The sequence below is a fragment of the Heterorhizobium halophytocola genome (genome assembly GCF_017873095.1).
Taxonomy (GTDB): domain Bacteria; phylum Pseudomonadota; class Alphaproteobacteria; order Rhizobiales; family Rhizobiaceae; genus Allorhizobium; species Allorhizobium halophytocola.
Genome location: NZ_JAGGJU010000005.1, coordinates 130351 through 153084 on the forward strand (window position 1 = coordinate 130351; position 22734 = coordinate 153084).

General features: G+C 62.9%; 23 protein-coding genes and 1 tRNA gene. 9 read left to right on the forward strand and 15 right to left on the reverse strand.

What is annotated here, in order from left to right:
* Positions 1–6: 6 nt before the first annotated feature.
* Positions 7–288 (reverse strand): YrhK family protein, encoded by a 282-nt coding sequence (locus J2Z17_RS10395; RefSeq protein WP_209944619.1) that lies wholly within the window; start codon positions 286–288, stop codon positions 7–9.
* 185 nt (positions 289–473) lie between these two features.
* Positions 474–1577: a COX15/CtaA family protein gene (locus J2Z17_RS10400; protein ID WP_209944621.1), complete on the reverse strand. Its 1104-nt coding sequence runs from the start codon at positions 1575–1577 to the stop codon at positions 474–476.
* 118 nt (positions 1578–1695) lie between these two features.
* Here J2Z17_RS10400 and J2Z17_RS10405 point away from each other — a divergent pair, with 118 nt between their 5' ends.
* Together J2Z17_RS10405 and J2Z17_RS10410 are read left to right on the forward strand one after the other, a co-directional pair.
* Positions 1696–1908 (forward strand): DUF2842 domain-containing protein, encoded by a 213-nt coding sequence (locus J2Z17_RS10405; protein ID WP_209944623.1) that lies wholly within the window; start codon positions 1696–1698, stop codon positions 1906–1908.
* Between the two features lie 221 nt (positions 1909–2129).
* Positions 2130–3290 (forward strand): GNAT family N-acetyltransferase, encoded by a 1161-nt coding sequence (locus J2Z17_RS10410; protein WP_245224004.1) that lies wholly within the window; start codon positions 2130–2132, stop codon positions 3288–3290.
* Here the strand turns inward: J2Z17_RS10410 and J2Z17_RS10415 are convergent, their stop codons facing one another.
* A complete protein-coding gene (locus J2Z17_RS10415) occupies positions 3291–5546 on the reverse strand; it encodes a GumC family protein (protein WP_209944627.1) in 2256 nt (751 codons plus the stop codon).
* A 169-nt stretch (positions 5547–5715) separates the two neighbouring features.
* Between J2Z17_RS10415 and J2Z17_RS10420 the strand changes: the two genes are divergently transcribed.
* From J2Z17_RS10420 to J2Z17_RS10435, 4 genes are all read left to right on the forward strand, one after another.
* Entirely contained in the window at positions 5716–6291 is a 576-nt protein-coding gene (locus J2Z17_RS10420) for a polysaccharide biosynthesis/export family protein (RefSeq protein WP_209944629.1), read from the forward strand.
* Positions 6292–6294: 3 nt separating this feature from the next.
* Entirely contained in the window at positions 6295–7443 is a 1149-nt protein-coding gene (locus tag J2Z17_RS10425) for a glycosyltransferase family 4 protein (RefSeq protein WP_209944631.1), read from the forward strand.
* Positions 7444–7560: 117 nt separating this feature from the next.
* Positions 7561–9120 carry an undecaprenyl-phosphate glucose phosphotransferase gene (locus J2Z17_RS10430; RefSeq protein ID WP_209944633.1) on the forward strand — a complete coding sequence of 520 codons (1560 nt, stop codon included), beginning with the start codon at positions 7561–7563 and terminating at the stop codon, positions 9118–9120.
* Positions 9117–10358, forward strand: a complete 1242-nt coding sequence (locus J2Z17_RS10435; protein WP_209944635.1) for an O-antigen ligase family protein — start codon at positions 9117–9119, stop codon at positions 10356–10358. Before J2Z17_RS10430 ends, J2Z17_RS10435 begins: the two co-directional genes overlap by 4 nt.
* Before the next feature lie 108 nt (positions 10359–10466).
* Here J2Z17_RS10435 and J2Z17_RS10440 read toward each other — a convergent pair whose 3' ends face one another.
* Positions 10467–11462 (reverse strand): extracellular catalytic domain type 1 short-chain-length polyhydroxyalkanoate depolymerase, encoded by a 996-nt coding sequence (locus J2Z17_RS10440; RefSeq protein ID WP_245224005.1) that lies wholly within the window; start codon positions 11460–11462, stop codon positions 10467–10469.
* Between the two features lie 270 nt (positions 11463–11732).
* Here J2Z17_RS10440 and J2Z17_RS10445 point away from each other — a divergent pair, with 270 nt between their 5' ends.
* Both J2Z17_RS10445 and J2Z17_RS10450 read left to right on the forward strand, forming a co-directional pair.
* The gene (locus tag J2Z17_RS10445) at positions 11733–11957 is read left to right on the forward strand and encodes a hypothetical protein (RefSeq protein ID WP_209944639.1); all 225 of its coding nucleotides are present in this window, start codon (positions 11733–11735) and stop codon (positions 11955–11957) included.
* Positions 11958–12176: 219 nt separating this feature from the next.
* Complete coding sequence (locus J2Z17_RS10450; protein WP_209944641.1) at positions 12177–12362, forward strand: hypothetical protein; 186 nt, start codon at positions 12177–12179, stop codon at positions 12360–12362.
* 263 nt (positions 12363–12625) lie between these two features.
* On the opposite strand, the gene J2Z17_RS10455 is transcribed toward J2Z17_RS10450, so the two are convergent.
* The 7 genes from J2Z17_RS10455 to J2Z17_RS10485 all read right to left on the reverse strand — a co-directional run bounded on the left by J2Z17_RS10455 (position 12626) and on the right by J2Z17_RS10485 (position 17277).
* Positions 12626–12702, reverse strand: a tRNA-Pro gene (locus J2Z17_RS10455).
* A 102-nt stretch (positions 12703–12804) separates the two neighbouring features.
* On the reverse strand, positions 12805–13335 hold the full coding sequence (locus J2Z17_RS10460) for a MerR family transcriptional regulator (RefSeq protein ID WP_209944643.1): 531 nt from the start codon (positions 13333–13335) through the stop codon (positions 12805–12807).
* 236 nt (positions 13336–13571) lie between these two features.
* Positions 13572–13910: an integration host factor subunit alpha gene (locus J2Z17_RS10465; protein ID WP_209944645.1), complete on the reverse strand. Its 339-nt coding sequence runs from the start codon at positions 13908–13910 to the stop codon at positions 13572–13574.
* 110 nt (positions 13911–14020) lie between these two features.
* Complete coding sequence (locus J2Z17_RS10470) at positions 14021–14992, reverse strand: beta-ketoacyl-ACP synthase III (protein WP_209944647.1); 972 nt, start codon at positions 14990–14992, stop codon at positions 14021–14023.
* Positions 14993–15012: 20 nt separating this feature from the next.
* Entirely contained in the window at positions 15013–16059 is a 1047-nt protein-coding gene (gene plsX, locus J2Z17_RS10475) for a phosphate acyltransferase PlsX (RefSeq protein WP_209944650.1), read from the reverse strand.
* Between the two features lie 109 nt (positions 16060–16168).
* Entirely contained in the window at positions 16169–16732 is a 564-nt protein-coding gene (locus tag J2Z17_RS10480) for a YceD family protein (protein ID WP_209944652.1), read from the reverse strand.
* On the reverse strand, positions 16729–17277 hold the full coding sequence (locus J2Z17_RS10485; RefSeq protein WP_209944654.1) for a ubiquinol-cytochrome C chaperone family protein: 549 nt from the start codon (positions 17275–17277) through the stop codon (positions 16729–16731). Before J2Z17_RS10485 ends, J2Z17_RS10480 begins: the two co-directional genes overlap by 4 nt.
* Positions 17278–17536: 259 nt before the next feature.
* Between J2Z17_RS10485 and J2Z17_RS10490 the strand changes: the two genes are divergently transcribed.
* On the forward strand, positions 17537–18040 hold the full coding sequence (locus J2Z17_RS10490; protein WP_377300038.1) for an outer membrane protein assembly factor BamE: 504 nt from the start codon (positions 17537–17539) through the stop codon (positions 18038–18040).
* Between the two features lie 90 nt (positions 18041–18130).
* Here the strand turns inward: J2Z17_RS10490 and J2Z17_RS10495 are convergent, their stop codons facing one another.
* From J2Z17_RS10495 to ribH, 4 genes are all read right to left on the reverse strand, one after another.
* Positions 18131–20272, reverse strand: coding sequence for a sodium-translocating pyrophosphatase (locus J2Z17_RS10495; protein WP_209944658.1), 2142 nt, complete (start codon positions 20270–20272; stop codon positions 18131–18133).
* A 147-nt stretch (positions 20273–20419) separates the two neighbouring features.
* Entirely contained in the window at positions 20420–21649 is a 1230-nt protein-coding gene (locus tag J2Z17_RS10500) for an MFS transporter (RefSeq protein ID WP_209944660.1), read from the reverse strand.
* 13 nt (positions 21650–21662) lie between these two features.
* Positions 21663–22142: a transcription antitermination factor NusB gene (gene nusB / locus J2Z17_RS10505; RefSeq protein ID WP_209944662.1), complete on the reverse strand. Its 480-nt coding sequence runs from the start codon at positions 22140–22142 to the stop codon at positions 21663–21665.
* Positions 22143–22145: 3 nt separating this feature from the next.
* The gene (gene ribH, locus J2Z17_RS10510; RefSeq protein WP_209944664.1) at positions 22146–22601 is read right to left on the reverse strand and encodes a 6,7-dimethyl-8-ribityllumazine synthase; all 456 of its coding nucleotides are present in this window, start codon (positions 22599–22601) and stop codon (positions 22146–22148) included.
* Positions 22602–22734 lie beyond the last annotated feature (133 nt).

A 22734-nucleotide genomic window follows, 5' to 3' on the forward strand; every position in this document is an offset into this window, starting at 1 on the left:
ATCCGACTACCTCTCCGCGCGCTCGGCCAGATCCTCCCAATCGCCTTCGGCGAGATACTGGAACTCGCGAATGACCCTCAGTGTCGGCTTCAGGGCGAAGAATACCGAACCGATCACGAAGCACCAGATCGCCGGAGTCTCCAGGCTCTTGTAGAAGAACAGCACGGAGCCGATGAGAAACAGGAAGGCGGCACTGAAGTCGACCAGCGTGTAGGCGATCTCGTAGATCGCATAGATCCGGCGGTTGCGTTGTGACTTGGTGCGGTTTTCCGGGCGAAACAGGGCCATCTTCATCTCCGTGATATCGAATTCGTCGTCCGGCGACTTTCCCCTCGGCACCGGCCACGCGATACCGGCCACCCGATACCGGGCAAAACGCGCCGGACGTCCGATAGGCTAACACGGAAGCGGCCTTTCGGTTTCATACCGGATCGGCAGGATTTCGGCTATCGAGGCGTCACGAAGCCCTCGCCTCAATCGGCAACGACCACCCGCGTCTCACGCGGATATTCACCAATGAAACCGCGCCAGTGGGCGACGGCGAAGAACAGCACGACAAGCGCGCCTGCCTGATGGGTCAGCGCCACGTCGATCGGCACCTGCATCAGCAGTGTGGAGATGCCGAGGATGGCCTGCAGGGTCACCAGCCCGAAGAAGACGATCGCCCGACGGGCATGGGTGGTGCCCGGCGCTTTCTGCTGCAGGAGGAGCATCTGCAACAGCGCCATGGCCCAGAGCAGATAGGCCCCGCAGCGATGGAGGAACTGCACCGTTTTCGGGTTCTCGAAGAGGTTGCGCCAGGCCGGATGCTGGGCGAAGAGGTCCGAGGGAATGATGGCGCCATCCATCAACGGCCAGGTATTGTAGGACATGCCCGCATCGAGGCCGGCCACCAGGGCGCCCAGATAGATCTGCAGGACGACCAGAAAGGCGACGACGCCGGCAAGCCGCGTCATCGAGGCCGGCGCGCGGTCGGCACTGTGGCGCGCAAGTCCGCGCATGATCCAGACGCAGGACGCAAAGATCAGACAGGCGATCGTCAGATGCGTTGCCAGCCGGTATTGCGAAACACTGGTAAGCTTGCTCAGGCCCGAAGAGACCATCCACCAGCCGATGAAGCCCTGGAAGCCGCCAAGCGCCAGCAGGCCGACCAGCGGCAGGCGCAATCGCTTTTCCACCCGTCCGGTCAGCCAGAAAACCAGCAGAGGAAGGCCGAAGATCAGGCCGATCGAGCGGGCCAGCAGACGGTGCGTCCATTCCCACCAGAAGATCGACTTGAACTGGCCGACCGTCATCCCCTCGTTCAGCTGCTGGTATTGCGGAATGCGCTGGTACAGCTGGAATTCCTCTTCCCACTGCTGCGCATTCAGCGGCGGAATGACGCCGTGGATCGGCTTCCATTCGGTGATCGACAGGCCCGAATCGGTCAGCCGCGTCGCACCGCCGACCAGGACCAGGGCAAACAGCGCGGCCAGCACGATACCGAGCCAGATGCGCAGCGCACGCCGGTTGCGGCGTTCGCTTTGTTCGGCTTTCAACGGGGCGGCGTCATCAACGACGGCAGCGCTTTGAACCATGCGGATATCCTCTTTTTCGCCTGTTTGTTTGCCGCAGAAGCCGCTAGAACACAAGTCTGGCAGCTTGCGGCACACGGTCGCGAGCCGCCTAGCGGGATATCAGGGGGGATCCGGCAGCATGCCCGTCAGGCTCAGGAAATTCATCGGCACCATTCTCATCATCCTGCTCGTCGTCGTCTATGCCATGCTGGCGACCACGATCGCGGTCGCCAGGCTCGGCGACCAGCCATGGTGGGTCCATCTCCTCTATTTCATCCTGACCGGCCTGTTGTGGGTGCTGCCGGCCATGGGAATCATCAAATGGATGGCCGGTCCGCTGCGCAGGCCATAGCGCCCGCCGTTAACCCGAAAGTAACCTCAGCATCTGGAAATCCTGCCTCAAAACGACACGGTAACGTTCTGTGCAGGGAACGACCATAGCATGCCGGCCAGGTCGCTTTCATGGAGACAACGCCGGTGCAGAGCCTGCCCTTGCAATTCAATTCGCACCCCATCGGCCCAGGCCGGACCCAGATGGCGGAGCTGAATGGTGTCAGCGGGACGAATGGGACGATGACGATCCGGGTTGTCGACCGCATGGAGCTGCTCGAAGCCGAATGGCGGATGCTGGATCGCGATTCGATGAACTCCCTTCATCAAAGCTATGACTGGTGTGCCGCGTGGGTGAAAACTCACGGCAATCCGCTGGCGCTGCTGCACGGCGAGCAGGACGGCCGGACCGCCTTCATCCTGCCGCTCGAAATCGTCCGCCACAGCGTGATCCGCACGGCGCAATTCATCGGTAGCCGTTTCAGCAATATCAATACCGGGCTGTTCAGCGCCGCGATGCGTGCCGACGGTCAGACCGGCGTGGGCCAGCAGATCGCAGCGGAAGCGGTACGCCTGCTGTCGGGCAAGGCCGACCTCCTGCATCTGGAGAACATGCCGCTTGGCTGGCGCGGCGAGCGGCATCCGTTTGCCGGCCTGCCGGCCATGGAAAATCGCAATCACACTTTCCAGCTGCCACTGCTGGACAGTTTCGAACAGACGCTGTCGCAGGTCAATGCCCGCAGCCGTCGCAAGAAATACCGCAACCAGGTACGCCGCCTGGAAGCCATGGGCGGCTTTCGCCATCTGGTCGCCCGCAGCGAGGCGGAAAAGCAGTTCCTGCTCGACCTGTTCTTCATCCAGAAGGCCGAACGCTTCAAGTCCGCCGGCCTGCCCAACGTGTTCCAGGCTCCCAGCACCCAGGCCTTTTTCCGACTGCTGCTGGAAGGCGGGCATGACGGCACCAATACGCCGCTCGAACTGCATGGCATCGAACTGCGCGGTGCATTCGAGGGACAGATTGCCGCGATTGCCGGGATGTCGCGCAAGGGCGACCATGCGATCTGCCAGTTCGGGTCGATCGACCCGACGCTTGCGCGCGATGCCAGCCCCGGAGAATTGCTGTTCTGGCTACTGATCGAGCAGTTCTGCGCGGAGGGCGCCACCCTTTTCGATTTCGGTCTCGGCGACCAGGGATACAAGCGCAGCTGGTGCACCATCGAAACGGTCCAGCATGACGTGCTGTTGCCGATCAGCGCTTCAGGTCGACTTGCCGCCTATACCCAGCGCGGGCTCAACCACACCAAGGCGGTGATCAAGAACAATCCCCAGCTCTACGGCTTCCTGCAGCGCCTGCGCGCCCAGTCGGACGCCAAACCGGTCCGCAAGGCCGAACCGGAGAACTGATCAGGCGGCGCGCGTTCTCGGACGTTTCGGCGTCGTGCCTCCGGTCATCAGGATCAGGTCGTCATAGCCTGCCTTGGAAAACGCGGTCATGATCTCGGCCAGTTCCGACGTGTCGGGCTCCGGCGCCGAGAGCACGATTTCATGGATGCCGCTATGCGACAGCCGCGCGACGCCCTGCGCATCGGCCGGACCGCATTCGACCAGAACCGTGTCGTAGACGTCGGCCAGCGCATCGGCGATCATCGACATCCGGTCGGCGCCGCGCATCGCCTGGCGCACATCGGCGCGCCCCTGCGGAATGAGATCGACGGACGACAGGCGGTCCGGATGGATGACGTCGGCAAAGGCCGCCTCGCCGCACAGAAGCTCGGTGATTCCCGGCAGGTCGCGGCTGCCGGCCATCAACGCCGTCGGGCAACCGGAACCGGACATGTCGATCACCAGCACCTTTTGACCACGCTCGCCAAGCTCGCGCGCCAGCATGACGGTCAATGTCGACCCGTCGTCGCCGGTGGGCGAAATACCGAACACGATCTGCGCCTGGCAGCCCGCCAGATAGTCTGCGACAGCCGAAACGGAGAAATCGTCCTCCGGCGCCGGTTCCTCCAGCGCTTGCCGGTCGTTCGACACGACGTCAGCTGCGGACGCCTTGAGCATGTCGGCGTCGACGGCCCGCTCCATCGCAGCCGCCAGCCGGGTATCGACCTCCGCGACCATCAGATGGGCCGGAACCGCCTCGGTCTTCTTGCGGGCGGGGCCGATGACGACCGGCTGGGGTGGCGCGGACGGCGCCTCGACAGGTTCGGTGCGTTCGATCTCGACCACCTCATCCTCGCGGCGGGCGGCAGGGCGCGCGATCGGGCTCAGTGCCCGACCGCTGAACAGCTCGGCCAGCATGATGATCACCGAGCCGAGCACCAGCGTGGCGACGCCGGCGACGATGGTGATCGGGATCACCTTGGGAAAACTTGCCGTCGTCGGCGCAATGGCGGTCGAAATCACCCGGGCGTCGGCGGGGCTGGCATCCTTGTCGAGCCGGCTCGAGGCTTCTCTGTAGCGGGCGAGATAGGTCTCCAGCAGGTCGCGCTGGGCAGTCGCCTCGCGTTCGAGCGCGTTCAACCCGACCTGGTCATCGCCGGCGCGGGCGGATTCGGCCTTGGCCTGGTTCAACTGCTGATCGAGCTGGGCTTCGCGGAGCTGGTAAAGTCCGGCCTGGTTTTCCAGGCCTTCGGCGATCTTCTGCGCTTCGCTGGCGATCTGCTGGCGAATGCCGGCGATCTGCGCGCGCAATGCCTTCAGCCGCGGATGGCTGTCCAGCAGCGTCGTCTGCAGGTCGCTGAGCTGCGCATTGGCATTGCCTTCGGCTTCCTTCAGCCTCTGGATCACCGGCGAACTGGCGACCGCATCCAGGGTTTCGGTCGAACGGCCGGCCTTGAGGGCGGCGCGGACATTCTGCGCCGTCGCCACCGCATTGGCGCGCTCGGCCCGCACCTTGGAAAGTTCGACGGTAATGTCGTTCAGTTGCGTGGTCGTGATATCGGAGGTGTCGCTGGTCCTGAGCAGGCCCGAGGATGCCCTGTAGTCGGCGACTTTCTTTTCCGCCGCCCGGACCTTTTCGCGCAGATTGGCGATTTCCGGTTCCAGCCAGCGTGCCGCTTCCGACGTGTTGTCGAGCTTGGCACCGCTCTGCAGCGACCGGTAGACCTTGGCGATCTCGTTCGGCACGCCGGCCGCCAGTTGCGGATCCTTCGAGGTAAACTGGATGCCGATGACCCGCGACTTCTCGACCGGGTAGACCTGCAAATGCTCGAGGAAGGTCTTCAACACCCGGTCTTCCGGCTGGATTTCCAACGGGTTGTTGCGCAATCCGAGCGAAACCAGAATGTCGGCCAGCGGCGAAGGATTGGTTTCCGGATCGAATTCCGAGCGCTCATAGAGCTTCATGTTCTTCGCCACCCGCCGCAACAGGTCGGTCGAGGTCAGCAGTTGCACCTGGCTCACGACATTCTGCTCATCCAGCACGGATTGCAGATCGCTGCGTGCAGTGCCTGGCGAGGTCAGATTGGGCTCGCGCGGTTCGATCAGGATGCGCGTTTCGGCCTCATAGCGGGGCGCCATGAGACTGGCGACGACAAAGGCAGAGCCGGCAACGAACACCGTTGCTGCGAGCAGACGTCCCTTGCGGCGCCACACCGCACGGAACAGCTGCGCCAGATCGATATCGACGTCCTGAGACGGGTTCCCGGCGGCTGTCATGCCCTATCCCCAATGCTTCAAATCGCGGCAAGGGTAAAGGAACATGGTAACTCAAGCGTTAACTGTGCGAGTGGCCTCTAAATAAGCAAACATCGCCCGCCTTTACCCCCTATTAACCATGACTGATAGATAACTCGTCCCATCGAATGAGTTGATCGGGACACAACCTATGACTGCGGTGGGGACCAGAAGCGTTGCATTGGCGATGGCCATCGGGCTGTCGGCCGCCCTGGCGGGCTGCCAGACCTATAACCCACCACCGAAGGCATTCAGCCAGGCGACGATCCAGCCCTACCGGCTCGACAGCGGCGACCGGCTGCGCATCACCGTCTTCGAACAGGCAAGCCTCACCAATACCTATACCGTCGACCAGGCAGGCTATATCGCCTTCCCGCTGGTCGGCCAGGTGCCAGCCCGCGGCGCCACCCTTACCCAGCTGGAAAGCGCCATCGCGCAGAAGCTGAAGAAGGGGTATCTACGCGATCCCGATGTCAGCATCGAGGTCGACCGCTACCGGTCCATCTACCTCATGGGCGAAGTCGGCCAGCCCGGCCAGTATTCCTATGTCCCGGGCATGACCGTGATGAACGCCATTGCCGCTGCCGGCGGCTTCACCCCCCGCGCCAACGAGCGCACCGTCGACATCAGCCGACGCATCAATGGAGACATCATCACCGGCAAGGTCCAGGTCACCGACCCCATTCTCGCCGGGGATACCATCTACATCCGCGAACGCCTCTTCTGAGCCATGGATGCCGACGCAAAGCTGCGCATCATCCACTGCTTTCGGTCGCCTGTCGGCGGGATCTTTCGCCATGTCCGCGATCTGGCCGAGCAGCAGCACAAGGAGGGTCATGCGGTCGGCATCGTCTGCGACAGCATCACCGGCGGCGAACACGAGGAGAAGCTGTTCGAACAGATCATGCCCTATCTTGCGCTGGGGCTGACGAGACTGCCGATACACAGATCCATCGGGCCGAGCGATTTTCCGGCGCTTTGGAAGACCTACAAAAAGATCGAAAGTTTGCGGCCGGACGTGCTGCACGGCCACGGTTCCAAGGGTGGCGTGCTGGCACGGACGATCGGCTCAGCGTTGCGGGTTAAAAGGTATAGCGTTGCCCGCTTCTATTCCCCGCACGGCGGCAGCCTGCACTTCGATCCCGCGCGGTTGAGCGGGAAGCTGGTGTTTGCCGCCGAGCGGATGCTGGAGAGACTGGCGGACGGTCTGCTCTTCGTCTGCGACTACGAGCGTCAGGTCTATCAGACCAAAGTCGGCAGACCGCGCTGCGACGCCCGCGTCGCGCATAACGGCATCGGCGAGCGCGAGATCCGGCCGGTTGCGGCCGGCGAAAACGCCGTAAAATTCCTCTATATCGGCATGTTGCGCGATCTCAAGGGACCGGATCTGTTCATCGAGGCATTCGCCAAGACCGAGCGGCTGATCGGCCGTCCCCTGTCGGCGGCCATCGTCGGCGACGGACCCGATGAGGAAAAATATCGCCAGATGAAGACCCGCTGGGGTCTTGGGCAGCGCATCTCCATGCATCCGGCCATGCCGGTGCGGCAGGCCTTTGCGCTTGCCGACATCATTGTCGTGCCGTCCAGGGCCGAGGCGATGCCCTATATCGTGCTGGAGGCGCTCGGCGCCGGCAAGACCGTCATCGCCTCGCGGGTCGGCGGCATTCCCGAAGTGCTGGGCGCAGACAGCCGTGCCCTGGTCAATCCGGGCGACACCGACGACTTCGCCCGCGTCATGGCCGAGGCCGCCACCGACGACGGCTGGCAGGCCGAAGTGATGCCGACACCGGAAAGCTTTCGCGCCCGGTTTTCCAGCCAGGCCATGGCACACTCGATCCTGACGGCCTATCGCCACGCCCTTTCCCGCATCAGAGGCTGACCAGATCGACGATATTGGCCCTTTGCGGCGCCTCCGTGGACAACCATCCCTTGCCCTCACCTCATAAGCGTTTCTTAGAACCTTTCTGCTAGGGCTTTGAACGAAAGGGAGGCCATTATGAGCCAGGTCCGCAAGTCCGAGCCTTTTGACGCTGAAGCGCTGCGCAAGCGCATGACCGAAAATGCGCCCCCCGAGACCGCGTCGACGCGCGACGGGGCGAACGTGGAGATCAATGCCAAGGCACGTCGCGTCGCCTCGCAGTTCAGCGCCGCAAGCCATACGCCGACGATCGTCACGGGACAGGTGCGTCTGCTCGAATTCGGCCTTCTGCTTGCGACCGGGCTTGTCATGCATTTCGCGCTGACGGATGCGCCGGCCGCTGCGATCCTTCTTTATGCCGCCCTGTCGCTTGTCGGCGCGGCGGTTGCGATCATCACCATCCGGATCGCGGATTGCTATCATGTCGGTGCGCTGCGTTCGCGCATGCATTATCTGCCGCGGGTCCTGGGCGCCTGGACGGTCACCTGCGCGCTGATCGGCCTCAGCCTCTTCCTCGCGCAGCTGATGTCGGCCGAACTCCGGCTCTGGTTTCTTGCCTGGTACGCTACCGGTGCGGTCGTGCTCGTGCTCGAGCGCATCTCCATCGCCTTTGCCATCCGCCGCTGGGCCCGCAACGGGGTGATGGAACGCCGTGCGGTCATCGTCGGTGGCGGCCAGCCGGCCAAGGATCTGATCCGCGCCATCGAGCAGCAGCAGGACAACGATATCCGCATCTGCGGCATCTTCGACGATCGCGGGCCTGAACGTTCGCCGGTGATGATTGCCGGCTATCCCAAGCTCGGCACCATCGCGGAACTGGTGGAATTCGCCCGCGTCGCGCATATCGACATGCTGATCATCGCCTTGCCGCTCAATGCCGAAGACCGCATTCTCGGCATGCTGCGCAAGCTCTGGGTGCTGCCGGTGGATATCCGCCTTGCCGCCCATTCCAACAGCCTGCGTTTTCGCCCCCGCTCCTATTCCCATGTCGGCGCCGTCCCGATGCTCGACATTCTCGACAAGCCGATCCGCGACTGGGATTCGGTGGCAAAGCGCATCTTCGACGTGGTGTTCAGCCTTGGCGCCCTGGCCGTGCTCTGGCCGGTGCTGCTCGTGGCCGCGCTGGCCGTGAAGCTGACGTCGAAGGGCCCGATCATCTTCGTGCAGAAGCGGCACGGCTTCAACAACGAGATCATCAACGTTTTGAAGTTCCGCTCGATGTACACCAATATGAGCGATCCGACCGCCACCCGCGCCGTCAGCAAGGGCGATCCACGGGTGACGCCGGTCGGGCGCTTCATCCGCAAGTCGTCGATCGACGAGCTGCCGCAGCTGTTCAACGTGCTGCGCGGCGATCTCTCGCTGGTCGGCCCGCGGCCGCATGCGGTGGCCGCCCAGACCCACGACCGGCGCTATGCCGACGTCGTCGAAGGCTATTTCGCCCGCCACCGGGTCAAGCCCGGCGTTACCGGCTGGGCGCAGATCAACGGCTGGCGCGGCGAGATGGACAATGACGACAAGATCCGTTTCCGCACAGCCTACGACCTCTATTATATCGAGAACTGGTCGCTGCTGTTCGATCTGAAGATCCTGTTCCTGACGCCATTCAAGCTTCTCAACACGGAAAATGCCTATTGAGCGCGATCGTCCAGCAACCGATTGGCGGCTTCAGGCCGCAACTGGCGACGATCGGGCTGATCGGCTCCGGCCTGGTCGGGCTTGGGGTTTTCCTGTCCGGCTTCGTCATATCCGAGCCCGCGCCCTATGAACTGTTCATGGCAGGCCTTGTCGGCCTCTGGTTCATTCTCGGACTGAGGATTTCACGCACGGTGGGCGCATTGCTGGCCGCCCTGCTGGTGTTCGAGACCGGCGGCATGATGTCGCTCACGACGATGAAGGACCTCAGCGGCGCGCCGATCTATGTCGCCGTGTCCACCTTCCTGGCGCTGACCGCCGTCTTCTACGCGGCCATCGTCGAGGACAACCACGCCCGGCTCAGGCTGATCTTCCGCGCCTGGGTCGTTTCGGCGCTGATTACCTCGATGCTGGGCATTCTCGGCTATTTTCACGCCTTTCCGGGTTCGGAGATCTTCACGCTCTACGACCGCGCCAAGGGCGCCTTCCAGGACCCCAACGTGTTCGGCCCCTTTCTCGTCGCCCCCTCGCTCTACCTGATCCACGGCGTGCTGACCGGGCGGCTGATGGCAAGCCCGCTGAAGCTTGCCGCACTTCTGGTTCTGGCGCTCGGAGTCTTCCTGTCGTTTTCCCGCGCCGCCTGGGCGCTGTTCCTGTTCTGCGCCGTGCTGATGGTTGTGGTGCAACTTTTGAAAGAGCGCACCGGCGCCTTCCGGCTGAAGATCCTGGTGCTGTCGCTCGTCGCCGTGGTCATGCTGGTGCTGTCGGTGGTGATCGCCCTGCAGATCCCCAAGGTGGCGAACCTGTTTACCACGCGCGCCCAGCTGGAACAGGATTATGACGCCGGCCATCTCGGCCGCTTCGAGCGCCACCAGCTCGGCTTCCTGATGTCGATGGAAAGGCCACTCGGCATCGGGCCGATGATGTTCGGCAAGATCTACCCGGAAGACGAGCATAATATCTGGCTGAAATCCCTGACCACCTATGGCTGGCTCGGCTTCGTCACCTATCTCGGCCTGATCGTCACGACAATCGCGGTCGGTTTTCGCTATCTGCTGCGCGACCGGCCCTGGCAACCCTATCTGATGATCGGCTGGATCACCATTGTCGGCCATGCGGCGATCGGCAATGTGATCGACACCGACCACTGGCGGCATTTCTATCTGCTGCTCGGCATCGTCTGGGGTTGCATTGCGCTGGAGCACCGCCAGCAGCGGCTTTCCCCCGACAGCAAGACCTAGAGCACGTCCGGTAAACACGAGTTCACCTGACGTTCTCCAGTCTGTTGTTTTTACGCATTTCCGGACGGAAAACCGCGACTACACTTTTCCTGGAAATGCTCTAGGCCCTCAGCCGCCGAGCTCCCATTTCCGCGTCATGGTCGTTGCCGCACAGACGCCGACATCCAGGTAATAGCGCTTGTCGCTGCTGCGCGCACGCCGCGCCTTGGTCACCGGCAATCCGTGGTCCATCGCCTCGAAACGGTATTCCTCGACTGCGATCCGACCACTGTCGTCCCGCCACTGCCAGCCCGTTCGCTGCACCGCCTTGCGCACCTTGGCGCTTGCCCGCTTCAAGCCGTGCAGATCGAGCCATTGATCGACGATGGCATCTGCATTGGCGGCGGACACGACACGGTCGTGGCTGCCATGCCAGATCGAGATCATCGGCCAGCGGCCTGGCGGCGGCTGCGGCGAGGCCTCGCGCACGAGGTCTCCCCATTGCTTCGGGCTCTGCTGCGCGCCCGAGGCCATGACCCGCATGGCGGTTACCGCATCACGTGCCGCCCCGAAGGGCATGCCGGCGACGACGCAGCCTCCGGCAAACACGTCCGGATAGGCAGCAAGCAGCGCCGTTGTCAGCGCGCCGCCGGCCGAGAGGCCGAAGACATAGATCCTGTCGGCGGAAATCCTGTGCCGCTTGCACATGACGTCGATCATGGCACGCACCGATCCCGCCTCGCCGCGATCCCGCCGCACGGAGCTTGGCCGGAACCAGTTGAAGCAGCGGTTGGGATTGTTAACGGTCTTCTGTTCCGGATAGAGCAGCGCAAAACCGTGGCGGTGGGCGAGGTCGCTCCAGCCGCTCGCCCGGTCAAAGCCCTCGGCGTTCTGCAGGCAGCCATGCAGAACCACCACCAGGGCTGCCTTTTTCGGCAGGCCCGGCGGCGCATAGCTGAGCATCCGCAGATCGCCGGGATTGCTACCGAATTTCAGCGTCTCCTTCAGCCGTGTCGCGGCGGGCCGCGGCTTTCGCGTCCGGGCAAGTTTCGGCACCTTCGGCATGACCGACTTCGCCGCGGCGGATTTCGGCACGGCGGAGACGACGGATGCAAGCGACTTCATCTGACGCTGCCAACGTCGGTTCTCCTTCATCAACCGTGAGTAGAGACGAGGCAGTCCAAGGCGCATCCTGTTACTCCTCAATTGGACGGGGCGACCGCATCAGCAACGAGGCAGCAGGCGAATTGTTGCGCCGCAGCAAGCGAAAGGCAAGCAATCGATTTTCCGCCCCCAACAATGCAGACGCGAAGTTTCCCGCAAAGATGGGTATTTTTGGTTTTGCTAATCTCCAAACTTCGGGCTATGATTCGCCTGCAACCAAGGAGATGCCGCATGAAAACGATCCTCATTGCCGCTACCCTCGGATTGGTATCCTCGGCCGCTATGGCCGAGTGCATGGGGCATGGCCCGATAAATGCCGCCGCCGATGTTGATCGGACCATCGTGACCGCCAGTGTCGCGACCGACGAGACGCCCGGCGGCGCAATGTCCGTGCTGTTGCGCAAGCAGACTGGCCAGCCGGCCGAAAGACCGGCTTCTGTGGACGAACAGCGCTGACATACCTCCAATGACGGAGGGGTGGGTTGTTCCCTGCCACCCGCCCCTCCGGTCGCATCCTTCCAGGGCGCATATCGCCTTGCCGGCAATCGCATACCCCCCTTTCGCTGCCACGGCCATCCGATCGGCAAGCACCTGTGATCGGGGCGCAAAAAAGCGGACATTCATGGAACTTTAGTCCAAGGCCAGCGTTTTTAGTCGATTACGGGAGGTCCAATCATGGAACAAATTTCCGACAATGAGATCGAGCGCAGCACCCTGCTCGAAGTCTTCAACGTCTCCGAATTCTGCAAACGCTACCGTCTCGACGCTCTCGAGGAACGCCGCCTGCGGGTGCTGTTCGGTGAATTTGCCACCCAGCACGAATTGCTGATGAATGCCCGTCGCGAACCGAAGTTTCGCTGACAACCAGTCCGCTCTCGTCACGTAGAGCACCGTCAGATGCATGCGGTCCCCTCAAGGGCCGCTTTTTTTTATGCGATTTTTCAGCCAATGGCCGTCAAAGCGTCCAACATGCGAACAGGGCCCCAGGGGCCGGTGGCGAAAAACGCACGGAGAAAGGCTCGCCGACAGGCCGGCTCACCGGCTCGCGGCCGCGCAAAAAATCTCTTGTTTTTTGGATCTTGTGACCTGTCATTCTGGGGGAATGAGCCAGGTTCTGTCTTAATTGGTCGGGGCGGCCGGATTTGAACCGACGACCCCTTGACCCCCAGTCAAGTGCGCTACCGGGCTGCGCTACGCCCCGACCTGCCCTCTTGCGAAGGCAGGTTCTCCATAAAGGCTAGCCCTACACTGCGCAAGCGAAAAACCAGTTCGCCCCAGCGAAAAAACCGTGCCCGGCCTGTCGCTATCGAACCTGGTCGAGCAGCCGTTTGCATTCCAGCAGATCGTAGAGCGCCTCCTGCAGAAGTGCCCGGTCTTCCTTGCCGACGGCCGGCCCCTTGCCGGAGGCCACGAGGGTGTCGCCATCCTCTGCGCCGCCAAAGCCGAAGAACCGGCCGCTGGCGCGCGCCTTTGGTCGGCCGAGGATCTGGTCGTCGTCCATCCGCGGTTCTTCCACCTTGGCAGGCGGGACTGCTGCGACCAGCGCTTCCATGGTCGCGACATCGCCATTGGCGATCGCCACGACGAATTTGTTGCCGTTGGTCTTGAGGAGCTTCTGCACGCCCTTGATCGTGTAGCCCTGATCGTAGAGCAGGTGGCGGATCCCCTTCAGCAGATCCACGTCGTCCGGCCGGTAGTAGCGGCGTCCGCCGCCGCGCTTCATCGGCTTGATCTGCGGAAAACGCGTCTCCCAGAACCGCAACACATGCTGCGGAAGATCGAGATCCTCGGCCACTTCGCTGATGGTCCGAAAGGCGTCTGGGCTCTTGTCCACGGGCTCTGTCCTCAACGGTCAGGGGGCCGACGGAACGGTCGGCGACTCACGGAACCATTTCAACGATTTGCAACGGGAAATTCAAGCAGGCGGAGAAGCACACAGCGGGGTTATCCCCTTTGCCGGACTTTTACGTCCCATCAAGCGGGCAAGGACGGCTGTCATTGCGGTTCGGCGCCTGAGGTTTTCGACCTCGCGTCCGGGGCCGCGCGGGTTCTCCGGTTCGGCCGTCCGATTCAGGCTGCCGGATTTTGCGGCTTCTGCTTGGCCTTGCGCGACAGATGCGCCCGCAGGATGCGCTGCTTCAGCACATTGGAAGCCTTGAAGGTCATCACCCGCCGCGGCGAAATCGGCACTTCCTCGCCGGTTTTCGGATTGCGGCCGATACGCTCGTTCTTGCTGCGGACCTGAAAGGTGGCGAAAGACGACAGCTTGACGATCTCGCCACGCACGATCGCATTGCAGATTTCGTCGATGACGGTCTCGACGAGTTCAGCCGATTCGGTGCGCGAGAGGCCAACCTTGCGGAAGACCGACTCTGCCAGATCTGCTCGCGTCACTGTCTTTCCGCTCATAGCTCTCCGCCTATTGTTTTTCCGCCGCCGCCTGAAAGCATATTGAGAGTATTGCCCTTGAAGGTAGTGGTCAAGCGCCTGTTTGAAATCCTTTATTTCGAATCGGACGGCTACCAGCGAAGTAGAATAGCACCCCAGGTGAAACCGCCACCCATGGCTTCGAGGAGCACCATGTCGCCCTTTTTCAGGCGGCCATCGCCGGCCGCGGTGGCGAGCGCCAGCGGGATCGATGCGGCCGATGTGTTGCCGTGCTGGTCGACGGTCATCACCACCTTTTCCGAGGGAATGCCGAGCTTCCTGGCGGAGCCGTCGATGATCCGCTTGTTGGCCTGGTGCGGCACCAGCCAGTCGACATCCTCGGCCGTGAGCGCGGTGGCATCGAAGGCCTGTTCGATCACATCGGTGATCATCCCGACGGCGTGCTTGAACACCTCGCGGCCTTCCATGCGCAGGTGACCGACGGTGCCGGTCGAGGACGGGCCGCCGTCGACATACAGCTTTTCCTTGTGGGAGCCGTCGGAGCGCAGCTGGCATGTCAGCACGCCGCGATCGGCAACCGTGCCCTCGCCTTCGGCCGCTTCCAGCACCACGGCGCCTGCCCCGTCGCCGAAGAGCACGCAGGTCGTGCGATCGGTCCAGTCGAGAATGCGCGAAAACGTCTCGGCGCCGATCACCAGAACGCGTTTGGCCATGCCGCCGCGAATGTAGAGGTCTGCGGTCGTCAGCGCATAGACGAAACCGGAGCAGACGGCCTGCATGTCGAAGGCAAAGCCATGCACCATGCCGAGCCGGTTCTGGATGTCGACCGCGGTTGCCGGAAACGTATTGTCCGGCGTCGAGGTGGCACAGATGATGACGTCGATATCGTCAGGGGAGAGCCCGGCATTGGCAAGGGCGGCGCGGGCTGCGTCCGCGCCCAGAGACGCCGTCGTCTCGCCGTCGCCGGCGATATAGCGCTGGCGGATACCGGTTCGCTGGACAATCCACTCGTCCGAGGTCTCGACCATGCCCTCCATCTCGCGATTGGTCATCAATCGCTTCGGGAGAGACGCCCCGAAACCGCACACTACTGAACGAATCATTTTCGCTTATATCCTGACATTCACGCTGCTTCAGGACCCGCATTCTTCGGGTGCTGCGCATGGTATCTGTTGAGATCGCTCTCGATCTTGCGGGTGAGCTCGTTGCGCGCCATGTCGTAACCGACGTCGATCGCCGCGGCAAAGCCTTCGCCGTCCGTTCCACCATGGCTCTTGATGACGATCCCGTTCAGGCCGAGGAAGACGCCGCCATTCACCTTGCGCGGGTCCATCTTCTCGCGCAGCCGGTCGAAGGCGCCCTTGGCGAGAATATAGCCGAGCTTGGCGAGCAGCGTGCGCGACATCGACAGCCGCAGGTATTCGGCGATCTGGCGAGCCGTACCCTCGGCCGTCTTCAGCGCGATATTGCCGGTAAAGCCTTCGGTGACGACCACATCGACAGTGCCCTTGCCGAGATCGCTGCCTTCGACGAAGCCGCAATATTCGATCGTATCCAGTCCGGCCTCGCGAATCAGGCGACCGGCCTCGCGGACCTCTTCTTGGCCCTTGACCTCTTCCACGCCGACATTCAGCAGACCGATCTTCGGATGCTCGATCTCGAAAAGGGCGCGGGCCATCGCGCCACCCATGACGGCGAAATCCAGAAGCTGCTGGGCATCGGCACCGATCGTCGCGCCGACATCGAGCACGATGCTTTCACCGGCCAGCGTCGGCCAGATCGCCGCGATCGCCGGCCGTTCGATATTGGCCATGGTGCGCAGGCAGAACTTGGCCATGGCCATCAGCGCGCCGGTATTGCCGGCGGAGACGACGACGTCGGCCTCACCCTTCTTGACGGCGTCGATCGCCATCCACATGCTCGAGACATAACGGCCGCGGCGCAGCGCCTGGCTCGGCTTTTCGTCCATCGCGACCGCGACCTCGCAGTCGTGGAAGACGGCGTTCTGCTTCAGCTTGGGATGCGCCGCGAGCAGCGGCTCGCACTTGTCCTTCTGGCCGAACAACAGGAACGTCACGTCGGGGTGGCGCTCCAGGGCCTTGGCGGCGCCGGGTATGACGACTTCCGGGCCGAAATCACCGCCCATCAAATCGAGAGAAATTCTGATCACGCTAACCTGATCCTCCTGTTCGCCCATGGGCGAAATTTTGGCCAAAATACCGGTTTTGCGGGGCCATACAACTTAAATATGGCCACGATCAACCGGCACTGCACGTCCGTCAGTCCTTTTTCAGGCCCTGCAGCACGGCAAAGGGAGAGGGCTTGGCATCCTCTTCCGCCTTGCTTTCCACGTGGGGTTCGAAGGATACGCCGGGCTTTCGCGGATAAGGATCGATCGACAGTGCGGCAAATTCGCTGACCAGTTCGCCCGCGTCGATCGTGTCGCCGGAAAACGTCTCCGGCAGATCAGGACCTTCCGGGTCGAGGACCATTTCGCCCGCCTCGTCGGTGACGATCCGCGCCAGCTTCGAACCCTCCGGCACGTAGATCTGCTCGAGGTCGGCCTTGAACTTCGACAGGACCGGCTCCAGCGTGACGACGCAGGATTGGACGACTTCGCCGCTGACCGTACCGCGAATCTTCACGCCGTCGCGCTTCCAGCGGCCGATATGGAGCTCGGCCTTCAAGGCGTTGACCGCCTCGACCTGCCAGAGCCGTGCGAGGCCCTCGCGCTCCTGTTCGTCCGCCTCCAGCCGCACCTGCACCGGATTTGCGGAGATATGACCGATCTTCACCGCATAGGAAAACGGCACGTCGGCACTGGGTGACTTATGAGATTTCATCGCAATATTTCCTCCGGAGCCTTGATCGCCAGCCTGCCGGAAATGACCTCTTCTTCGGGACGCGTGGTGAGGTCGTCGTCCGTGGTGAACATCCAGGCGGCCAACCCCTCAAGATCGGGGGCCTTGTCGCCTGCTTCGGGATATATATTCCGGCGAAGCGCTTCTGCCAACCGATCGCGGTCGCGGGCGTCCAGCGCCGCGGCGTAGGATTCGAGCCGGCCGTAGAACATGGCCGCGAATTTCTTCATCCGCTTGGGCACGCCCTGATCGCCGATGCCGAGTTCGCGGATCGAGTGGTCGACATCCTGGAAGAAGGCGTCGACGATCTCCTGGGCCACTTCCTGCCCACCCTGCTGCGACTGGCGTGTCCGGCGAAAATAGAGGATCAGCACCAGCGCCAGGGCCTCGAACCGTCCCATGACGGTATCGGGCACGCCCAGCGCCAGATAGAGGCTCGGGGCGCGGGCGACCGTCGTCAGCAGGTCATACTGCCTGTCGACGATCAGGCGGTTGTTCTTTTTTTTGCGCAAGAAACCGAAGACCATCGATAAACCCAGAATCCTTCGACACAGGCTGCGTGTTCCGGCCGCGTCATGTTGCATGATTGATAAAGCTGGTTTACCGAAGCAGTCGTGAATTGCAATGCCGCGGCTGCGGGGGCGTCGCAGCCGGTTCTGCACCCTCCGATGAAGAGACTGCGGCGAAAGTCGCGCATGTCGTCAACCTTTCCCCGGAAAGGCCATAATGATGTGCCCAAGAGGCGTTCCGGCTCGATAAGGCGGCCGGGCAGTGCAGGACGGGAGAATTTGGTTGAACATGCAGGACTTCAGATCGGACAAGGTTCTTCTGCGCAGCGTTGCCCTTGCGCTCATCCTGTCCTCGGCCGGGCTTGCGGGCTGCACGACGACGGAAGTGTTCCACAACGGCTATGTGGTTGACCAGGACGCCCTTGCGCTGGTGCCGGTCGGATCGAGCCGCGAACAGGCCCTGTTGACGCTCGGCACGCCGTCGACCACTGCCACCTTCGACGGCGAGGTGTTCTACTACATCTCCCAGACCCGCAAGCGGACTTTCGCCTTCCAGAAGCAGCAGCTCGTCGACCAGCACATCCTGGCCATCTATTTCGACAAGGACGGCGTGGTGTCCAACCGTGCCGACTACACGCTGAAGGACGGTAAGGTATTCGACAACATTTCCCGCACGACACCGACCGGCGGCAAGGACCTGACCTTCCTGCAGCAGATCCTCTCGGGTGGCGGCGGCGCTGCCAACTCCGTCAAGAACATCTTCGGCGGCGGCGGCCTCTGATCGCTGCCAGCACTGCCTGCCATTTGAAACACCGCGGAGATCGCTCTCCGCGGTGTTTTCGTTTTCAAGGCATGGTGCGAATGTTATTGTCTACCCGGCAAGCACCGCCAGCAGCAGCAGCGCCACGATATTGGTGATCTTGATCGCCGGATTGACGGCGGGACCTGCCGTGTCCTTGTAGGGATCGCCGACCGTGTCGCCGGTCACCGAGGCCTTGTGCGCATCCGACCCCTTGATATGGCGCACCCCGTCCTTGTCGACGAAGCCGTCCTCGAAGCTCTTCTTGGCATTGTCCCAGGCACCGCCGCCCGACGTCATGGAAATCGCGACGAACAATCCGTTGACGATGACCCCGAGCAGCGAGGCGCCCAGCGCCGCGAAGGCGGAAGCCTTGGAGCCGGAAACCAGAAGAATGCCGAAATAGACGAAGAACGGTGCCTGCACCGGCAGCAGCGAGGGGATGATCATCTCGCGGATGGCGGCCTTCGTCAGCAGATCGACGGCGCGGCCATAGTCCGGCTTGACGGTGCCCTCCATGATGCCGGGGTTCTCCCGGAACTGCCGGCGCACCTCCTCGACGATCGAGCCTGCCGCCCGCCCGACGGCGGTCATGGCAATGCCGCCGAACAGATAGGGGATCAGCCCGCCGAAGATCAGCCCCGACACGACATAGGGGTTGGAGAGATCGAACGAGATCGGCCCGATATCGGCGAAATACGGAAACTGGTCCGGATTGGCCGCATAATAGCGCAGGTCGAAGGAATAGGCGGCAAACAGCACCAGGGCGCCGAGACCGGCAGAACCGATCGCATAGCCCTTGGTCACCGCCTTGGTCGTGTTGCCGACGGCGTCCAGCGCGTCGGTCGATTTGCGCACTTCGGGATCGAGCCCTGCCATTTCGGCGATGCCGCCGGCATTGTCGGTCACCGGGCCGAAGGCGTCGAGCGCGACGATCATGCCGGCCAGGCCGAGCATGGTGGTGACGGCGATCGCCGTGCCGAACAGGCCGGCCAGCAGATAGGTGGCAATGATACCGCCGACGATGACGAGCGCCGGCAGCGCCGTCGATTCGAGCGAGACCGCCAGTCCCTGGATGACATTGGTCCCGTGGCCGGTGACCGAGGCCTGGGCGATCGAGTTTACCGGGCGCTTGTTGGTGCCGGTATAATATTCGGTGATCACTACGATCAGGGCCGTGACGACGAGGCCGACGATCCCGCAGAGAAACAGGTTGAAGCCGGTGATCGCCCGTCCGTCGGCGACCCCGACCGCGCCCCAGCCGATGGTCAGCGTGTTGGCGATGACCAGACCCACGATCGACAACAGACCGGTGACGATCAGCCCCTTGTAGAGCGCGCCCATGATCGAGCTGTTGCGGCCGAGCTTGACGAAGAAGGTGCCGATGATCGAGGTGACGATGCACACCGCGCAGATGACGAGCGGATAGACCATCGTCGTCTGCACGAGTTCAGCGTCACCGGCAAAGAAGATCGCGGCAAGCACCATGGTGGCGACGACCGAGACGGCATAGGTCTCGAACAGGTCGGCTGCCATGCCGGCGCAGTCGCCGACATTGTCGCCGACATTGTCGGCGATCGTGGCCGGGTTGCGCGGATCGTCCTCCGGGATCCCCGCCTCGACCTTGCCGACGAGATCGCCGCCAACATCGGCGCCCTTGGTGAAGATGCCGCCGCCCAGACGGGCAAAGATCGAAATCAGCGAAGCGCCGAAACCGAGCGCCACCAGCGCATCGATCACCTCGCGCGAGCCGCTTTCATGGCCAAGGCCAGCGGTCAGAATAAGATAGTAGACGGAGACGCCAAGCAAGGCGAGGCCGGCCACCAGCATGCCGGTGATGGCACCGGACTTGAAGGCGATATCGAGACCCGCACCGAGGCTGAGGGACGAGGCCTGCGCGGTGCGCACATTGGCCCGCACCGACACATGCATGCCGATGAAGCCGGCTGCACCCGACAGCACGGCCCCGATCAGGAAGCCGATGGCGGCCGTTGCCGACAGCAATATCCATGCAATCACGAAAACCACGGCGCCGACGATCGCAATCGTCACATATTGCCGCGTGAGATAGGCTTGCGCCCCTTCCCGGATGAAACCTGCAATTTCCTGCATTCGCGCAGTGCCCTGGTCGGCCGCAAGAACGGAACGTGTCGCCCAGATCGCATAAACGACGGACAGCAGGCCGCACAGGATTACGCCTAAAGTAATCGACATTCGCATTACCCTCCCGGATGCCCGCGCCTAGCTTGCGCGGGCGATGACAATCGGGCAGCCCCCTCCTCCGGGACCGTCCGCGCATGGAGAGTGCGTTGCCGTTCAGGTCGCGTCAAGCCCCGCTTCGGTAGGGGCCGGACCGGGGCATCAGGCTGCGGATTTGCGGCGCGAAGCCTGCATCTGCAGCAGGATGAGGATCAGGCAGACGATGACAACCGGCCAGATCACGAGGTTCATCACCGACCAGCCATAGGCGCTGAACACCTTGCCGGAGGAGAAGGAGGATAGCGCGACAAAGCCGAAGAGGATGATGTCGTGGAAGCCCTGGACCTTGTCGGCCTCCTGCGGCCGGTAGCTGGAGGCGACGATGGAGGTGGCACCGATGAAGCCGAAATTCCAGCCGATGCCGAGCAGCACCAGCGCCAGCCAGAAGTTCCATAGCGCCACGCCCATATGCGCGACGACGGCGCAGCCCAGCAGGATGACGAGGCCGGCCGCAACCACCTTCTCGGCGCCGTAGCGGGTGATCAGCATGCCGGTGAAGAAGCTCGGCCCGAACATCGCGATGACGTGCCACTGGATGCCGAGCGTCGCCAGATCGCTCGAGAATCCGCAGCCGACGACCATGGCCAGCGGTGCGCCGGTCATCATGAAGGACATCATGGCATAGGTGCTGACGCCGCAGATCAGGCCGGTGAGAAAGCGCTGGGTCAGCACGATCTCCAGCAGCGGTCGCGCCGGCGCGTGGGTTTGCGCCTGAACGGTGGTATTCTTCGGCAGGTTGAGGAAGCTCAGTACCACGATCGCCACCAGCATCAGCGGTGCGAGCCCCATGAAGACGCCGGCAAATGTGACAGGCGCCAGGAAATCCTTCAGCAGGATGGCGAGCTGCGGACCGACAACCGCCGAGACGATGCCGCCGGCGAGGATCCAGGAGATGGCCTTGGCCTTGTAGAAGCTGGGCGCTGCGTCGGCAGCGGCAAAGCGGATCTTCTGGGTGAAGCCGCCCGATATGCCGACGAGAAGCAGCGCGGCGGCGAAAAGCCAGAAATCCGACAGGTATAGTGCATAGGTGGCCAGCAGGCCGCCGGCCGCCCCAAGGACAGCGCCGAGCATGAAGCTCTGCTTGCGGCCGAGAAACCGCGACAGCGTGGCGATGATGACGGCGCCGAAGGCAACCCCGAGATTGAAGCCCGTCACCGGGGCGGTGGCGAGCGACTTGTCGGCACCCAGCAGCGCGAAGCCGGCCAGTCCGCCGGTGGAAATCGTCAAAGGCGCTGCCGAGCCGAGGATCGCCTGGGCAACGGTCAGGATGGCTATGTTGCGCTTGGCCGAACCAAGCCTGGTATCCATTGCCGTTGCCTCAACCGCCGTCATGACCCGTTCCTGTTCAGCTGTTCTGAGCCCTGACCTGCTTGGCGATGCGGTCAAGGACAGCATTCACCAGCTTGGGCTCGTCTTCCTCGAAGAAAGCCTGGGCGATATCGACATACTCGGTGACGATCACGGCGACCGGCACATCCTTGCGGTTGATCAGTTCGAACGTGCCGGCACGCAGGATGGCACGCACGGTGCTGTCGATGCGCGACAGCGACCAGCCCTCCTGCAGGGCACCGCGGATCACCGGATCGATGGTCGGCTGGCTGTCGACGACGCCGGAAACGATCGACCGGAACCAGCCGGCATCGGCCTTCAGATAGGTGTCGCCGTCGAGTTCCTGTCCGAGACGATGGGCCTCGTATTCGGCAACGACTTCCAGAAGGCCGGCGCCACCGATATCCATCTGGTACAGCGCCTGAACGGCCGCCAGACGGGCAGCGCCGCGCTGGTTTGCGGTCTTCGGCGACTTGGGCGTGTTTTCGCTGGTCATGGTTCAGCCACCCAGTTTCTTTTTCAGGGCGATCATCGTCAGCGCCGCCTTGGCGGCAAAGCCGCCCTTGTCCTTGTCGGTGCGGCGCGCGCGGGCCCAGGCCTGCTCCTCGTTCTCGACCGTCAGGATACCATTGCCGATCGCCAGCGATTCCGAAACCGTCAGGTCCATGATGGCGCGGCAGGATTCATTGGCAACGATATCGAAATGATAGGTCTCGCCGCGGATGACCATGCCGAGCGCGACAAAGCCGTCATATTCTGTGCCGCCGGTATCGGCGCCATCGAGTGCCATGGCGATCGCTGCCGGCACTTCCAGCGCACCCATCACGGTGACGACGTCATAGGTCGCGCCGGCTTCGTCGAGCGCTGTCTTGGCGCCGTCGAGCAAGGCGTCCGACATGTCGTCGTAAAAGCGGGCCTCGACGATCAGGAGATGCGGCGCGGTGTGCTGCGGCATGGTGATTCACCTTTGAATTCTGGTCGGCTGTCTGGGAAATCGCGGTCAAACCATGCCCGCCCTGGCTTGGCAAGCTTTTTATGCGCAGAGCTATTGGTGCGGTAGGGTCCGCGGGCCGGCATGCCAAAGACTT

Coding starts and splice junctions, on each gene's coding strand:
- J2Z17_RS10445 (WP_209944639.1), top strand. CDS start 11,733: ATGAAAACGATCCTCATTGCCGCTACCCTCGGATTGGTATCCTCGGCC.
- J2Z17_RS10415 (WP_209944627.1), bottom strand. CDS start 5,546: ATGACAGCCGCCGGGAACCCGTCTCAGGACGTCGATATCGATCTGGCG.
- J2Z17_RS10470 (WP_209944647.1), bottom strand. CDS start 14,992: ATGATTCGTTCAGTAGTGTGCGGTTTCGGGGCGTCTCTCCCGAAGCGA.
- J2Z17_RS10495 (WP_209944658.1), bottom strand. CDS start 20,272: ATGTCGATTACTTTAGGCGTAATCCTGTGCGGCCTGCTGTCCGTCGTT.
- J2Z17_RS10405 (WP_209944623.1), top strand. CDS start 1,696: ATGCCCGTCAGGCTCAGGAAATTCATCGGCACCATTCTCATCATCCTG.
- J2Z17_RS10400 (WP_209944621.1), bottom strand. CDS start 1,577: ATGGTTCAAAGCGCTGCCGTCGTTGATGACGCCGCCCCGTTGAAAGCC.
- J2Z17_RS10425 (WP_209944631.1), top strand. CDS start 6,295: ATGGATGCCGACGCAAAGCTGCGCATCATCCACTGCTTTCGGTCGCCT.
- J2Z17_RS10450 (WP_209944641.1), top strand. CDS start 12,177: ATGGAACAAATTTCCGACAATGAGATCGAGCGCAGCACCCTGCTCGAA.
- J2Z17_RS10410 (WP_245224004.1), top strand. CDS start 2,130: ATGACGATCCGGGTTGTCGACCGCATGGAGCTGCTCGAAGCCGAATGG.
- J2Z17_RS10500 (WP_209944660.1), bottom strand. CDS start 21,649: ATGACGGCGGTTGAGGCAACGGCAATGGATACCAGGCTTGGTTCGGCC.
- nusB (WP_209944662.1), bottom strand. CDS start 22,142: ATGACCAGCGAAAACACGCCCAAGTCGCCGAAGACCGCAAACCAGCGC.
- J2Z17_RS10465 (WP_209944645.1), bottom strand. CDS start 13,910: ATGAGCGGAAAGACAGTGACGCGAGCAGATCTGGCAGAGTCGGTCTTC.
- J2Z17_RS10485 (WP_209944654.1), bottom strand. CDS start 17,277: ATGGTCTTCGGTTTCTTGCGCAAAAAAAAGAACAACCGCCTGATCGTC.
- J2Z17_RS10440 (WP_245224005.1), bottom strand. CDS start 11,462: ATGAAGTCGCTTGCATCCGTCGTCTCCGCCGTGCCGAAATCCGCCGCG.
- J2Z17_RS10430 (WP_209944633.1), top strand. CDS start 7,561: ATGAGCCAGGTCCGCAAGTCCGAGCCTTTTGACGCTGAAGCGCTGCGC.
- J2Z17_RS10420 (WP_209944629.1), top strand. CDS start 5,716: ATGACTGCGGTGGGGACCAGAAGCGTTGCATTGGCGATGGCCATCGGG.
- ribH (WP_209944664.1), bottom strand. CDS start 22,601: ATGCCGCAGCACACCGCGCCGCATCTCCTGATCGTCGAGGCCCGCTTT.
- J2Z17_RS10395 (WP_209944619.1), bottom strand. CDS start 288: ATGGCCCTGTTTCGCCCGGAAAACCGCACCAAGTCACAACGCAACCGC.
- J2Z17_RS10480 (WP_209944652.1), bottom strand. CDS start 16,732: ATGAAATCTCATAAGTCACCCAGTGCCGACGTGCCGTTTTCCTATGCG.